Raw genomic sequence first — 13,915 nt, 5'->3', positions numbered from 1 at the left:
CAGACGCTCTACCAACTGAGCTAATCACCCGATAAGCCGACATTAAATCAAAAAATCAGGCTACGCGCAAGGTTTTTATTTAAATAAAAATATATCCCATTGAAAGAATATAGAATATTTTATTTAATCGCAAAAAACACCGTTATGCCTATCTATCAATCAAAAATCAAATGCCCCAATTTATCCGCTTTAGTATGCAGATAACGCTCATTTTCCACATTTTCGCCGACATGTAATGCAATCCGTTCGACCACATTAATGCCGGAATCTTTCAACGTTTGGATTTTTTCAGGATTATTGGTCAACAATCTGACCTCCCGAATATGCAGACAATCATAAATCTGCTTAGCCAAAGTGAAGTCGCGCGCATCAACAGGAAGGCCGAGCGCTACATTGGCCTCAACCGTATCCAAGCCCTGATCTTGCAGACGATAAGCACGGATTTTGTTTATCAAACCAATGCCCCTGCCTTCTTGGCGCAAATATACGATAACGCCACGCCCTTCTTTCTGAACGGCTTGCATCGCCGCTTGAAGCTGAGGGCCACAATCACATTTCACCGAAAATAAAGCATCGCCGGTCAAGCACTCGGAATGAATACGCGACAACACAGGCAGGCCGTCTGAAACATCGCCCATCGTCAATGCGACATGTTCCTGCCCGCCCTCTTCTTCAAAGCCGTGCATGGTAAATTCGCCCCATTCCGTAGGCAAACGGCATGACGCGACAAACTTCAACGCGTTACTCATTTTCCGCTTCCTCGTTTTCAGCCACGCCCAACAGATTTTTCAAAGAATCCGACAGCGCCAAGGCAAGGGCAATCCAAGCCACCAATACTTCATCGGGCGCGCCGTCTTTGACATCAAACTCGGCATGTACCACACCCAAAACCGCACCGCTGGGCATACAGACAGGAACAGAAATCTGACTCAAACCAGGATGATTGCGTTCGTTCGACAATTCACCAATTTCCTGCCAATACGCCACATTCTGACAAACATTCATCCAACCGCTTTGTGCCGTACGCACAGCCAAAAAAGCCTGTCCGGCCTGCTCGTCGATTGGAATCACATTTTCCAACGGCACGCCCCAGCGGCACAGACGAACCAGCGACAACGCGCCATCTTTCGGAAACGCTGTATAAACTGCTGCGCTTTTCAAATGCTCAGTGCGCTCGGCAACTGAGTCCAAAGCCATAAAAATCTGTTTCAGCAACCATTCATGTTCGGCATCGACATAATCCGCCAACTGCCAACCATTTTCAGACGGCCACAAAATCGAACGCTCAACCGAAGCATTGCCCATTTTAATCACAGCCTGGGCAGTCAAATAAGCAACATGTATATCATCCGCAGACAACTTCAAACCTTGCGTCTGCAAAAAATCTTTAATCAATAAAGCAGGCATCTGCCCTTCCTCACCAATAGTAAAGTTGAGGCCGTCTGAAAACAAACCCTGCTTTCAGACGGCCGGAATAAACCATTATATAAGGGATAAGCCGAAAAATTCAAGCAAACAAGACTTTGCACCCCCATTAATCTTGTGTATAATCCACGGTTCAAATTAGTGCGGACGTGGCGAAATTGGTAGACGCACCAGATTTAGGTTCTGGCGCCGCGAGGTGTGAGAGTTCGAGTCTCTCCGTCCGCACCACCCAACCCCTTTACGGGGCTTTTTTTTCGTCTAATCTCGCCCAACACGGGCAACCAATCCCAGTAATATCAATGCCTTAAGGCCGTTCAACCGCTTTCTAATCGTCTAATACAAATAATGCCGTTTAATTGAGTAAACCACAAATTGTGGGTATGATTCAGGGAATCAGCCAAAACCACTGAAAAACATCCCCACAATGCCACTAAACGACCGCCAAATTAAAGCTGCCAAACCGTCTAACACTGGAAAGAAAGTTAAGTTATTTGACGGAAACAGCCTATATCTTGAAATTACGCCAGCGGGCGGGAAAATATTCCGCATGAGATACCGCATGAATGGCAAAGATAAAGACTTCACTATCGGGAAATATCCAGCCGTTTCACTGGTAGAAGCCCGACAAGCCACCGAAAACGCCCGCCGCATGATTGCACAAGGGCAAGACCCTACCAAAGCCAAGCAAGAAGCCAAAGCAGCCCAGCAAGCCGCCTTGTTAAATACTTTTGAGCATTTGGCCAAGCAATGGCACAAGGACAATTTGCCCCGCTGGAAAGAACACCACGCCGAGCGGATCATGCGTTATTTGAAAAATGACGTTTTCCCAGTCATTGGAGAAATCCCCGTTAATGAAATCAAGGTAACCCACATCAAAAACTTGCTTGATGACATTATGGCAAGGGGCGTTACTGATACCGCCGACAAAATCAGGGGCTGGATCGGGGCGGTTTTTGACTATTCCGCCATGCTGGAAATTTCAGAAAACAACCCAGCCCGCCTGTTGAAAAATCACATTCCCAATTTACCCACCAAACATAAACCCGCCCTGCCCCGTGAAGAATTGCCGGAGTTTTACCGCCGCTTGATACTGGCAACCAACATAGAGCGGCAAAACAAAATTGCCATCATGCTGATCATGCTGGTGTTTGTGAGAAATAACGAATTGCGCAGCGGGCAATGGCAAGAAGTGGATTTTAAAAACAAGCGTTGGATCATTCCCGCTGAAAGAATGAAGCATGAAAAGATGAAGCCCAAGCCCGCTTTATGTGTTCCTCTTTCTGATTGGGCGATAGAGCTGCTACAAGAGTTACACACGCTGACAGGGCATAGCCGGTTTATGTTTCCAAGTAGAACCAGCGTAAACCGCCATATCAGCGAGAACACGCTAGGAAAAATCATTAACGAGAAGCTAGGCTACAAGGGCAAGGCCACGCCGCATGGCTTCAGAGCAGTAGCAAGTAGTTTGCTTTATGAAAACAACTTCAACGGCGGCGCAATCGAGATTCAGCTTGCCCACGTTGAAGAAGATAAAACAAAGGATTCATACGCCTACATGGCCGAGTATATGCCCCAGCGTATCGAGTTTATGCAATGGTATAGCGACTATTTGCGGGAGCAATACAACCAGGCATTACAGATGATCCAAGAGAGCAGGACGGTTTAAAAATTCCCTATGCGCGTGAGTAAATATAGTGGTTACACTGGTTACCACAAAATTTAACAAATATAACTATATGAATATAAATATAAATACAAAGAAAAAGCGGTAACCAGTTAACGTAAATTTACTGGTTACCAACTGGTTACCACTGGTTACCATTTTATACAGAAAGAAATTAACCCTATGAAATACAGTGCATTAGATGTTTTGCTTTCGTTGGTTGGCTTGGACGTGAGAGATGATACCGACACGGAGCAACACGCAACGGCCGCCGGTATTGAGCATTGAGGCGTGAAACTTCTAAGCCCTTTTTGTGGTTACAACAAAGGAGATATAAGCAAATGACTGACTTTACAGATGACAAACCTATTGAGCAGATAAATGACGTGGTAGATGAATATCCTATTGATCATATGTTTTTTAGTACAGATAGCGATGATAAATCCTGTCTTGACCATGAAAAATACAACGCTATTTATCAAATAAAAAACTCAAAAATGTTCTATGAAGCATTGGGGATATATTGGTTTAACGCTGAAAGAGTTGTAATCAGGGCTTTCCATGACTTCAAGCATTTAGAACAGCCTGAATTTTTCGGCTGGATAATAAAAGGCATAAAAGAAATTGAACGAACTGAACAAAAATGTTTGGAAGCTATTAAAAGATATGAGGAGGAATATAACCAGCCATATAATTATCTGGAGGAACTAAACCCTTTTGAATCCTTTATACTTGATGATGCAGATTGGGAAACAGCCGTAAATATGCTGAATTTCTTTACAGCAAAAGCCATTTTTGATTATGTAACAGAATTTGATGGCCTTAGTTACGAAGATAGGTTTTATAAATTTCAAGGACTTGCAAACTTTATAACCGCTTCTTTGGGAGCGATAGAACTTGAAGCCAATCCGGATGAATCTCTTATAGAAGCTGCCCGAAAAGGAGGACGCGCCAAGCAAAGCCCTTACGAAAAAGCCGGCACGATAACAGCAGTGAATGAGCTACTAGAAGAAAAACAAGATATTCTGAAACAAAAGGGCGGCAAAACGACATTGTACAAATTGATAAGAGATTTAATTGCTTCAGGAGTTATTCCCGCGCCTGGAGAGCCAACAGAAAAAACGATACTTAAATGGATAGACAACTTTAAAAATATGAAATGAGCAAGCTATTACAGGAAATCAGCAAGCTACTTCCTAGAAGCCGCCCTGATCGCCATGAATCAGGCATAGCCCACCCCATTCAACCCGCCCGCACACGCGGGCTTTTTCACACCTCGCCGAACCTGAAACGACACAAACGGTTCGTGTCGGATTGAGGAATATGCTGAGATATATCGAAAAGATGTAAAATGTACGGAAATGTGCCAGATTTAGATTGCCTGCTTTACAAACAACCGCATATAATTAAAAGTATGAAACCGCACAACGATACCATTTTCCAAGAGCCAAAGGCTGCCCAAGCGGCCGCCTTCATGCTGTACAAGGCAAACGGCAGGCTTGAAGTACTGAAGCTGATGAAGCTGATGTACTTGGCTGAACGTGAGTCTTTTTTGCGCTTCGGAGAAGGCCTGACAGGTGACGCATTGGTTTCAATGCCGCATGGCCCGGTACTCTCCATGACCTTGGATTTCATTAACGGCGGACATGAGTCCGTTCCAAACGGATGGGCAACGTGGGTTAGCGACCGCGAAAACAGAATGCTTGCCTTACGCGATCCAAGTATGATTCGGACGCCCGAGGAAGACTTATTGGCATTATCCGAAACCGATTTGGAAGTACTGGAATCGGTTTGGGAGAATTACGGCCATTATTCCGCATGGGATCTGCGCAACATGACCCACAACGGGTTATGCCCGGAATGGGAAGACCCTCACGGCTCAAGCCGCCCAATTCCCATCAAAAAACTGTTGTCTGTGCTTGGTTATGATGACGAACAAGCCGTAGCGATTGTAGAAAGACTGGAAGAACAGGCTTACATCAATCGCGCTTTCGGGTAGGAGACGGTATGCCTCAATCGTGGCAATGCAGGCAAGGAGAATGCCTACTCATCCCATCCGGTCCAAATAGCTACCAACACTTATTTACCATCCTAGTCAATCCGTGTATTCTGCCCAACCGTGGGAATAAGCCGCAGGTTCTTTCTGTCGGCATTTCTTCTATCCGGGAAAATATCCCATATGATAATGCCTGCATCATCAGGCAGGGAGAACATCCTTTTGTCCAACATGACAGTTATGTCCGCTACCGTGATGCAAGGATTGATGCCGTCGAACACATAGAAAACCGTGTGCACGAAGGGATATTCTCCGTGAAATCACCATGTAGCGAACAACTGTTGGGGCGTATCATTGCCGGGGCTTCAACATCACAATATGCCAGCAGGGAAGTTAAGCTTCTGATTGCAAAATTTGCTATAGCATAATCCTCCGCCCGCATTACGCGGGCTTTTTCGTATATCAAACATGAAATCAACTAGTTCATTTCATGAAATCAGCTAGCTATTACAGGAAATCAGCTAGCTATTACAGGAAATCAGCAAGCTACTTCCTAGAAGCCGCCCACAGAGGCGGCTATTCTTTTGCCTGTCATATAACCCCGACTAAGAAAGGCAATCAATGAATAACACTGTATTAAGAGTAAACGATACCGCCCGCGTTATGGGTGTTTCACGAGCGACTATCTGGAATTGGGTAAACCCTAAGAGCCGCCATCACCGCCCTGATTTTCCTAAGCCTATCAAACTTTCTGAAAATATTACCGGCTGGCTTTCCAGTGAGATTGAAGAGTATCTCAACAAACTGGCCGCCAAGCGTGAAGAGTAGGAGTTTTCGTAGCAATACGCGCGCGCGCGAAGAATCAGCGGGAATCTATCCCTTTAGACAAAATAAAACCGCCTGAACGGACATTCAGACGGCCAAACAAATTAAGAGGTAAAAAATTATGAAAAATTATTCTAGCAGTATTAAGGCCAAAACGCCAAGCCAAAGAGAGCGCATTTTAGCTCGATTGAGAAAAGGGAGCGTTACTTCATGGGAGCTGGCACAGATGGGCATACTTAGCTATAACACACGCATTATGGAGCTTCGCAGAGCCGGGCATGAAATCATAACCGTGATGGAAGAAGTGCAAAACCAATTCGGGGAGACCGTGAAATGCGGGCGGTTTTCTTTGCTGGTGTCGGGAAAGAGTAAGCATAACGCCGTCTAATCCCGTAAAAAACTATTTGACAGATTGAGCTTTGAGAAGCAGAATTTAGTTTCTCTCTCAAATACGATTAGCCCAAATCAGCAGGGTAAACGCTGATTTTTTATCGCCATTTTCCCCTATGGCGTTTGAAGCCTATCCACAGGCTTTGGACGGCGTATCAAAGTTTATGGCGGTGTGTGGTAACGGCAACGTCCACGCCTGACTAATCGCAGGAGAGAGCACCGCCCCCTATTTCGGGCATTTCTCAAATCTCACTTTACGATTAGGAGCATTTCAAATGCAATCTTGCACTTCTACCCAAATCCAAACCATTCAAAATCAAGCCCAAACGGTAACCATCCCCTTAGAGCTGGCAAACCGCATTATGAACGCGCTGTACTACGGCGGCGAATTTATCGCCAATACGGGCGCAATCATCGACACCATTTGCGACAACATGGCCGACCATTCCGTCCGCGACACCCCCATAAGTGCGAGCGGAAGCACGGCACGACTTGCCACAGTCATTCAAACCCTAGTCCCCCATGCGGAAAACTTGGAATCTTTCGATTTGTCATCCGAGCTTGCGGGATACATTCAAACTGACCCCGTCCCCGCGCCCTGACGATTCAGACGGCCTGAAAGAATGGGCTGCTTACAGCGTAACCCACGCCGGTTAAGCCCACCTATTCCCTGAAATTTACCCGCCTTTATGCCGCCTATTTCAGACGGCATAGGGCAAACTTCGCCCTAGTGTTTTTATAACTTATTGATTTTATTAGATTCACGTTTTGAAACACTGGAGGCATAGCAAAGGATAAACCATGAAACAGACCAATAAATCAGACCGTTTCCGCCGGTATTTAAACCGCGCCTTGCTGGTGTTTTGGGTGTTGCTTTTGGCTTTGGTAGTCCGAGCCTGTAACCAGCCCGCCCACGCCGACACGGAGCAACTAGAGCCGGAAACGCCCGCAATATGGGAAACAGACCCGACAGCCGGAATCGTTTTAGAACCTGTAACAGAGGAGGCAGAGCAATGAAGCCAACATATCAAGACATTAAAGCCGCCGCACAATACCACTGGCCGGAAATACACGCGGCATTAGGCATAGACACGCGATACCTGAAAAACAAACACCAGCCCTGCCCCGCGTGTGGAGGGAAAGACCGTTTCAGATATGACGACAAGGACGGAAACGGCACATTCATTTGCAGCCATTACAACAACGGCGCGGGCGATGGTTTCGGCTTGGTAATGCACTTTTTCGGGTGTGATTTTCAGACGGCCTTAAAGCAGGTTTCAGGCGTTTTAGGCATGGATAATGCAGACCCTTTGCCGATACCGCCCAAACACCCACAAGCGCAACCATGCCCCGAAAAAGACCAAATCGAGAAACTGGCCGAATTGTGGAGAAGCACAGAACCTATCCGCCCCGATTCCCCTGTTATCCAGTATTTGAAATCACGCGGTTTGGACATGGCGCATTTGCCCGAAAACGTCCGTTTTCTACCTGAAAAAGACTATTGGACAACGGGCGCGAATAAGCCGCTTTTGCTTGGCCGTTTCCCCTGTATGGTTTGCGCTATCCGCGATATGGACGAAGAGCTACAAGGCTTACACCTAACCTATTTACAGCCTAGCTATGACAAGCCATGCGGAGAGGACGGACTACACGCCCCGCGCTATCAGAAACTGGCAATCAAACACCCTGAAACGGGCGAAACATTACCGGCAAAGAAAATGAGAAGCCGTAAGAAAGGCAGCATATCGGGGCAAGCCGTCCACTTGTTCCCGATTCCTGAAAATGGCCGTCTTGTCATTGCAGAGGGCATAGAAACCGCCCTTGCCGCCCGTGAATTGTACAAGGCTTACGATTGGGGCTTATACGCAGCCTTAAGTACAAGCGGCATGACTAATTTTCACTTTCCGAACGGTATAAAAGAAATTGCAATTACTGCCGATAACGACACGCCCCGCCCCGTTGGTTACAGAGCCGCTTATGACTTGGCAATGCGAGCCATTAAGCAGGGAATCAAGGCGAGCATATGGCAAAGCAAAACGCCAGGCTATGACGCACTGGACGAGCTGAACGAGAAGAAGCAATCAGACAATCATTTCGGAGGACAGACAGCATGAAAAATACCGAAACAGCGAAGCAGGAAAGCACCAACGATTACAACCTTGAAAATGCCGAGCCATTCCGCCCACGCCCTCACTTTGAAATCGATAATCGGGGCGTATGGTGGGTAAACGTTAGAACCGACAAAGACGGCGATATTATCGAAGCAGAGCCGCTATTTCTTTCCGACCCTATCGACATTATAGGCACGGGGCAAGACAATGACGGCGCGTATTATCAGATTATCAAGTTTAAAGACAAAATCACACGCCGGCATAAAACCGCCGCCCTACCACAAGCAGAAATCGGCACAGTTCAAGGCTGGCAGCGTTTGCAGAATTTCGGCCTAGTCATCATGAGCGGGCGGGCAAAAAGGGAAAAACTGGCAGACTATTTGCAGAAAGAGGGAAGCCAGGCGGCCTTTACCATTACCGACCGCGCCGGGTGGAACGGGGAAGCCTACATACTGGCAGGCGGGGAAGCCGTTAACGCAGACGGCGCAAATATTCTATACAACGGAGACAACAGCCAAAAAGACGGTTACACAGAAAAAGGCAGCCTCAAGAAATGGCAGGAACAGGCCGCGCGATACGCAGAGAACAATAGCCGCCTATGCCTTGCTTTAGGTTTAAGCATGGCCGCGCCATTCTTGGCACTTTTGAACGAAGAGGGAGGCGGTTTCCATTTAGCGGGCGATTCCTCAAAAGGCAAAACAACCGCCGCGCGGCTTGCCTTGAGTGTATGGGGAGACCCTGAAACCACTAAAGGCAATTGGGACACTACCCCGCTTGGCTTACAGAATTTAGCTTTAGCCCGTAATGATGGCTTGCTAGTGTTAGATGAAATCGGGCAAACAGCCGACCCCCGAAAAATCCCGCAAATGGTTTACAGCGTTATCAACGGCGTTTCAAAAACACAGGGCGCAAAAGATGGCGGCAACCGCAGACAGAAAACATGGCGCAATCTGATACTTTCGACCGGCGAAATAAACCCGGAAAGCCTGATAGGAGACCGCGCCCAATGGAAAGCGGGTAACCATGTTAGATTGCCTGACATACAAGCAGAGGCAAGATATGGCATTTACGACACGTTACACGGCTTCGCAGATGGCGCGAAACTGTCGGAGCATATCAACCAAGCCACAGCCAAGCAACGAGGAACAGCAGGCCGCGCCCTTATCCGCCAAATCCTCAAAGATGGAAAAGAAGCCGCCGCCCAAGCCGTAGAAGCTAGCCGCGCCCGATTCCTTGAGACCTTACCACCAATGGAGGGACAGGCGCGAAGAATTGCCCGCCGCTTCGCCCTTTTGGCCGCCGTCTTGGAATATGCCGCCCCTATTACCGGCATGAGACAAGGAGCAGGAGAAGCAGGAGTAAGGCAGTGTTTCAATGAATGGCTTGAAGAAAACGGCACAGGAAACCGCGAAGACCGCCGAATCATTGAGCAAGTAACCGCCTTTATGGACGTTAACGCCCTATCTATGCGCTTTTCAGACTGGAACGCCCAAACCACAAACCAAAATCACGCAGGTTATCGGAAACAAGAGGGAAGCATAGATGAATATTGGATAATCCCCTTTACCTTTGAAAATGAAGTCTGTAAAGGATATAGCCTGCGTAAAGTGTGTGAAGTCCTACATGATCACGAATGGTTAAAAAAAGCCGATAACGGCAGATGGCAACACCAGCGCAAACGCAACGGCAGTGCAAGCCGATTCTATGTTTTGATGGGAGAAGCCCCGCCCGACTTTGACGAATAACCAAGAGCAAGCCCGCTATTACCGACAATGGCGGGCTTTTTTACGTCCAAACATTCAGGCAGACCAACCAAGAAAGCATAAAATCAACAGGAAGCCCCTAAATTTCAAAAATTAGGACTGTTTGCCCCTTTCCTTATACCAACCCTTGTGTATCGAAATAAATATTGACTTTAACCCTAGGTCAAAGTTTATGATTTGTGTTCCTTTAGTTATCACATAGGCGAAAAACATGAAAAAACTTATGACTTTTATCACACTTAGCGCTATTGCAATTTCAAATTATGCCCAAGCTAATGAGCAACCGCATCAAGCACACATGAATATGCAAATGTCGACAGGTTCTGCAATGCAACAAGAATTAATGCAAGGTATGGATCAAATGAATCAAGACATGATGGCAGCTGCGCAATATAAAGATCCTGATGTTGCTTTTGCAGCAGGTATGCTGCCACACCATATTGGCGCAGTAAAAATGGCGGAAGTTGAATTAAAATACGGAAAGGATCCTGAAATGCGTAAGCTTGCTGAGGATATTATTAACGCACAACAAGCGGAAATTGAACAAATGCAAAAATGGCTTAAAGCACACAACAAAAAAAAGTAAGCCGTAGCCTGCATCCTCGCTAACCGCGTTCTTTAAAACCAAGGTGTAGCAACTGTATTTTTCACCCCGTCTGGCAAAAATACAGTTGCTACCCAATCAATGAAACACGTTTACAGCGCAATTTTAGTCTATTTACGCCATATCTACCCAAAAGGCAGGCAGTGGAATAAATAATTTCGACACCAATACGCGCGCGCGCGTAATAACGCAGTCCCTAGATTTTTGCAAGTCCATGAAAAGAAAGCAAAAGGCGGCGGGTAACCACTTAACCGGCACTGGTAACCAATGACAAGAGCATAACTTGTTACCGCATTATCGTTGATTTATAAAGGTTTTTAGGGGCTGGTAACCAAGTAACCAGAGTAACCAGTGCATTTTGTATATATATATATAGCGTTTTAAATTTGAGATGGAAGCCGCCGGCCTAATCACTCAAATAACAACACGCACCAAAAAAAGTTATAATGACCGGCACTAGACTGCTAAATTATTTTTTGACCTTTGCAAAATGTGGTGATATTTGTGGGGATATTTGAATTGCTTTATTATTTTTATAATATAAAACAATGAATTATCTCTTTAGTTCATGTCCCTCCGTCCGCACCACACTCAAAATGAGCAGCTTTCGGGCTGCTTTTTTTACATCTATTCCACTATATACCCTATTCAAAATCAAAACTGCTTTTAATTTTTTGACCTTTGCAAAAAAGGGGTTTATTTGGGGGTATAACAGACGTTTCCACTTATCTTTCAGACGGCCTATCATTTATGTTGAATCCATCGCAAAAACTTGTCGAATTGGTCCGTATCCTTGAAGAACGTGCCTATATTTTTCCGGGAGATCCCGTTCAGGCGACGGAAGCGTTGCGACATATTGATGGCGGCAACGAGGAAAAACTGATACACCGTGCCCAAATTATTGACCGCGACCAGCATTTGAAATATGTGTTGCAACAGGTGGAGACAGGCTCGTTTTGGCTTTGGATTGTTGCGGCGACGTTGTTGTTTACGGTCGGTTTTTCCAGTACTTATCTTTTGATGGACAATCAGGGGCTGAACTTTTTTCTGGTATTGGCCGGGATTTTGGGCATGAATACAGTCATGCTGCTGGTGTGGCTGGCGACTTTATTCCTGCATTTGAAAAATGTGCACTTTATCAGCAGTCCGGCAACTTGGTTCCGAGGCAAAGATCCTGTCAATCAGGCAATTTTGCGGCTTTATGTGGATGAATGGCGCAAACCGCAAACGCGTTGGCTGATTGGTGCAACTTCACACGGTCTGTGGCTATGCACGCTGTCGGGAATGTTGGTTTCTGTTTTGCTGCTGCTTTTGGTGCGTCAATATACGTTCAACTGGGAAAGTACGCTTTTAAGTAATACGGCATTGGTGAAAACGGTTGAGGCTTTGTCATGGCTGCCGGAACGTTTGGGCTTTCCTGTTCCAGACGGTCAGGCTGTGATTGCAGGCCGTCTGAACAACCATATCGAAGATGCGCGCGCTTGGGCGGGTTTACTCATCGGCAGCATTATCTGCTATGGCATTCTGCCGCGCTTGCTTGCTTGGCTGGCTTGCAAGATTACTTTAAAAACCCTACGCGAACGTTTGGATTTGAATCAGCCCTACTATCAAAACATTCTCCGCACATGGCAAACGAAGATTGTTGATGCCGATGATTTTCAGGAAAACATCGTTCCCGTTTCATCTAAAATTACGCTGAATAATGCGCCCAAATGGGCAGTTACACTGGAAACGGAATGGCCTGAACCGCTTTGGTTTTCCGGCGTTTTGGCGCAAGAGTGGATAGACAAAGGCGTTGCCGCCGGCAGAAAAGATTTGGAACAATTGGAAGCCGAATTGAAACAAACTCCGGCGCAACTTCTCATCGGCGTACGCACGCAAACTGTTCCCGATCGCGGTATTTTGCGTCAAATCAGCCGCTTGGCCGAAGCTACGAACGGCGGCGTTATCATTCAACTTTTGAATCAAGGCAGTTTCTCTGAAGATTTGGATACCAAACTGGATTATTGGCGCGATGCGCTGGCAGAAAGAAACATTGCCTGGCTGGAGCCGACCCGTTTGGCACAAGAAAAACGGCAAAGCGCTATTTGACAGATAAACCGAAGGCCGTCTGAAAACTGATGTTTGGGTTTCAGACGGCCTTATTTATTGTTGAGGATTCATCTTAATGATGGTCGTGGCGATGCTCTTGATGATGTTTAGGCTTGGCTGCGTGGTGTTTGGCTTTAGGTGCAGGTTTTTTCATTTTTTGCGGTTTGGCTTTTTTGTGCATACGTTCTTGTTTCGGATGCATTTCGTGTTTGCCGTGTGCAGAAGCGACAGGAGCCAATACCAAGCCGGCAGCCGCAACCATCAAAGAGGTTATTTGAATCAGTTTTTTCATATTTATCTTCTTTCAAGGGGTCGATTTGAGGTGAAAATAAGAATTTATTCGCACTCAAGCGATGGTCAAATATTAATGGCTTTAACTGTCAGCTGCTGTCAGATGTCGGCGAAATCTGTTCAAAATTCGACAATAGAAGTATGGCAACACAATGACGCAATAAGGTTTTGAAAGTTTACCGTCAATTTTGACAAAGCGTCTTTACACATTCCCCAAACGACAAAAAGCGCGAACCTTTCGATTCGCGCTTTTTTCAGACGGCATCAATTATTTTTTGTCGTCTTTTACTTCTTCAAAGTCGGCATCTACAACGTCGTCGTCTTTCTTAGCAGAAGACTCGGCTTGTGCGCCCTCGCCTGCTTGTGCTTCGGCTTGCGCTTGAGCGTAAACCATTTCGCCCAGTTTTTGGCTGGCTGTACCCAAAGCTTCGGCTTTAGCATCGATAGCGGCTTTGTCGTCGCCTTTAACTGCTTCTTCAGCTTCTTTCAACGCAGCTTCGATTTTTTCTTTCTCAGCAGCGTCGAGTTTATCGCCGTAGTCAGTCAGAGATTTTTTCACAGAATGAATCAGGGCTTCAGCTTGGTTGCGAGAAGCGACCAATTCAGTCAGTTTTTTATCCTCTTCAGCATTGGCTTCGGCATCTTTCACCATGCGTTCGATTTCTTCTTCGCTCAAACCTGAAGAACCTTGGATGGTAATGTTGGCCGCTTTGCCGGTGCCTTTGTCTTTGGCAGAAACGTGCAAGATACCGTTGG

General features: G+C 46.3%; 16 protein-coding genes and 1 tRNA gene. 13 read left to right on the top strand and 4 right to left on the bottom strand.

What is annotated here, in order from left to right:
* Window positions 1-155: 155 nt before the first annotated feature.
* Together ribA and ACTHUE_RS04995 are read right to left on the bottom strand one after the other, a co-directional pair.
* Complete coding sequence (gene ribA, locus ACTHUE_RS05000) at window positions 156-749, bottom strand: GTP cyclohydrolase II (protein WP_070695314.1); 594 nt, start codon at window positions 747-749, stop codon at window positions 156-158.
* A complete protein-coding gene (locus ACTHUE_RS04995; protein WP_070695313.1) occupies window positions 742-1,407 on the bottom strand; it encodes a hypothetical protein in 666 nt (221 codons plus the stop codon). The genes ribA and ACTHUE_RS04995 overlap by 8 nt, the downstream gene beginning before the upstream one ends.
* Before the next feature lie 161 nt (window positions 1,408-1,568).
* On the opposite strand from ACTHUE_RS04995, the gene ACTHUE_RS04990 reads away from it, so the two are divergent.
* The 13 genes from ACTHUE_RS04990 to ACTHUE_RS04930 all read left to right on the top strand — a co-directional run bounded on the left by ACTHUE_RS04990 (window position 1,569) and on the right by ACTHUE_RS04930 (window position 12,868).
* Window positions 1,569-1,653 (top strand) — tRNA-Leu (locus ACTHUE_RS04990).
* Window positions 1,654-1,849: 196 nt separating this feature from the next.
* Entirely contained in the window at window positions 1,850-3,091 is a 1,242-nt protein-coding gene (locus ACTHUE_RS04985; protein WP_150540677.1) for a tyrosine-type recombinase/integrase, read from the top strand.
* Window positions 3,092-3,429: 338 nt separating this feature from the next.
* Complete coding sequence (locus ACTHUE_RS04980; protein WP_070587524.1) at window positions 3,430-4,251, top strand: hypothetical protein; 822 nt, start codon at window positions 3,430-3,432, stop codon at window positions 4,249-4,251.
* A 251-nt stretch (window positions 4,252-4,502) separates the two neighbouring features.
* Window positions 4,503-5,087, top strand: a complete 585-nt coding sequence (locus tag ACTHUE_RS04975; RefSeq protein WP_083300551.1) for a Panacea domain-containing protein — start codon at window positions 4,503-4,505, stop codon at window positions 5,085-5,087.
* Between the two features lie 8 nt (window positions 5,088-5,095).
* On the top strand, window positions 5,096-5,512 hold the full coding sequence (locus ACTHUE_RS04970; RefSeq protein ID WP_070587521.1) for a hypothetical protein: 417 nt from the start codon (window positions 5,096-5,098) through the stop codon (window positions 5,510-5,512).
* A gap of 193 nt (window positions 5,513-5,705) precedes the next feature.
* Window positions 5,706-5,912 (top strand): helix-turn-helix transcriptional regulator, encoded by a 207-nt coding sequence (locus ACTHUE_RS04965; protein ID WP_070587518.1) that lies wholly within the window; start codon window positions 5,706-5,708, stop codon window positions 5,910-5,912.
* A 118-nt stretch (window positions 5,913-6,030) separates the two neighbouring features.
* Window positions 6,031-6,297: a helix-turn-helix domain-containing protein gene (locus ACTHUE_RS04960; protein ID WP_070587516.1), complete on the top strand. Its 267-nt coding sequence runs from the start codon at window positions 6,031-6,033 to the stop codon at window positions 6,295-6,297.
* A 277-nt stretch (window positions 6,298-6,574) separates the two neighbouring features.
* Complete coding sequence (locus ACTHUE_RS04955) at window positions 6,575-6,901, top strand: hypothetical protein (protein WP_070646041.1); 327 nt, start codon at window positions 6,575-6,577, stop codon at window positions 6,899-6,901.
* A 199-nt stretch (window positions 6,902-7,100) separates the two neighbouring features.
* On the top strand, window positions 7,101-7,316 hold the full coding sequence (locus ACTHUE_RS04950; protein WP_049344711.1) for a hypothetical protein: 216 nt from the start codon (window positions 7,101-7,103) through the stop codon (window positions 7,314-7,316).
* Window positions 7,313-8,413 (top strand): DUF7146 domain-containing protein, encoded by a 1,101-nt coding sequence (locus ACTHUE_RS04945; RefSeq protein WP_440361286.1) that lies wholly within the window; start codon window positions 7,313-7,315, stop codon window positions 8,411-8,413. The genes ACTHUE_RS04950 and ACTHUE_RS04945 overlap by 4 nt, the downstream gene beginning before the upstream one ends.
* Window positions 8,410-10,155 carry a DUF927 domain-containing protein gene (locus tag ACTHUE_RS04940; RefSeq protein WP_440361285.1) on the top strand — a complete coding sequence of 582 codons (1,746 nt, stop codon included), beginning with the start codon at window positions 8,410-8,412 and terminating at the stop codon, window positions 10,153-10,155. Before ACTHUE_RS04945 ends, ACTHUE_RS04940 begins: the two co-directional genes overlap by 4 nt.
* Window positions 10,156-10,384: 229 nt before the next feature.
* Window positions 10,385-10,759, top strand: coding sequence for a CopM family metallochaperone (gene copM, locus ACTHUE_RS04935; RefSeq protein WP_070440423.1), 375 nt, complete (start codon window positions 10,385-10,387; stop codon window positions 10,757-10,759).
* A gap of 768 nt (window positions 10,760-11,527) precedes the next feature.
* The gene (locus ACTHUE_RS04930; protein ID WP_440361284.1) at window positions 11,528-12,868 is read left to right on the top strand and encodes a DUF2868 domain-containing protein; all 1,341 of its coding nucleotides are present in this window, start codon (window positions 11,528-11,530) and stop codon (window positions 12,866-12,868) included.
* 73 nt (window positions 12,869-12,941) lie between these two features.
* Here the strand turns inward: ACTHUE_RS04930 and ACTHUE_RS04925 are convergent, their stop codons facing one another.
* Both ACTHUE_RS04925 and ACTHUE_RS04920 read right to left on the bottom strand, forming a co-directional pair.
* Window positions 12,942-13,160, bottom strand: a complete 219-nt coding sequence (locus tag ACTHUE_RS04925; RefSeq protein ID WP_440361283.1) for a hypothetical protein — start codon at window positions 13,158-13,160, stop codon at window positions 12,942-12,944.
* Window positions 13,161-13,427: 267 nt separating this feature from the next.
* Window positions 13,428-13,915: Hsp70 family protein (locus tag ACTHUE_RS04920; protein WP_440402791.1), on the bottom strand; the 488-nt coding region annotated here is incomplete at its 5' end.

Source organism: Neisseria sp. P0021.S005 (genome assembly GCF_051956955.1).
The sequence above is the reverse complement of the archived record's forward strand: the minus strand, read 5'-3'. Positions and strand labels throughout refer to the sequence as shown.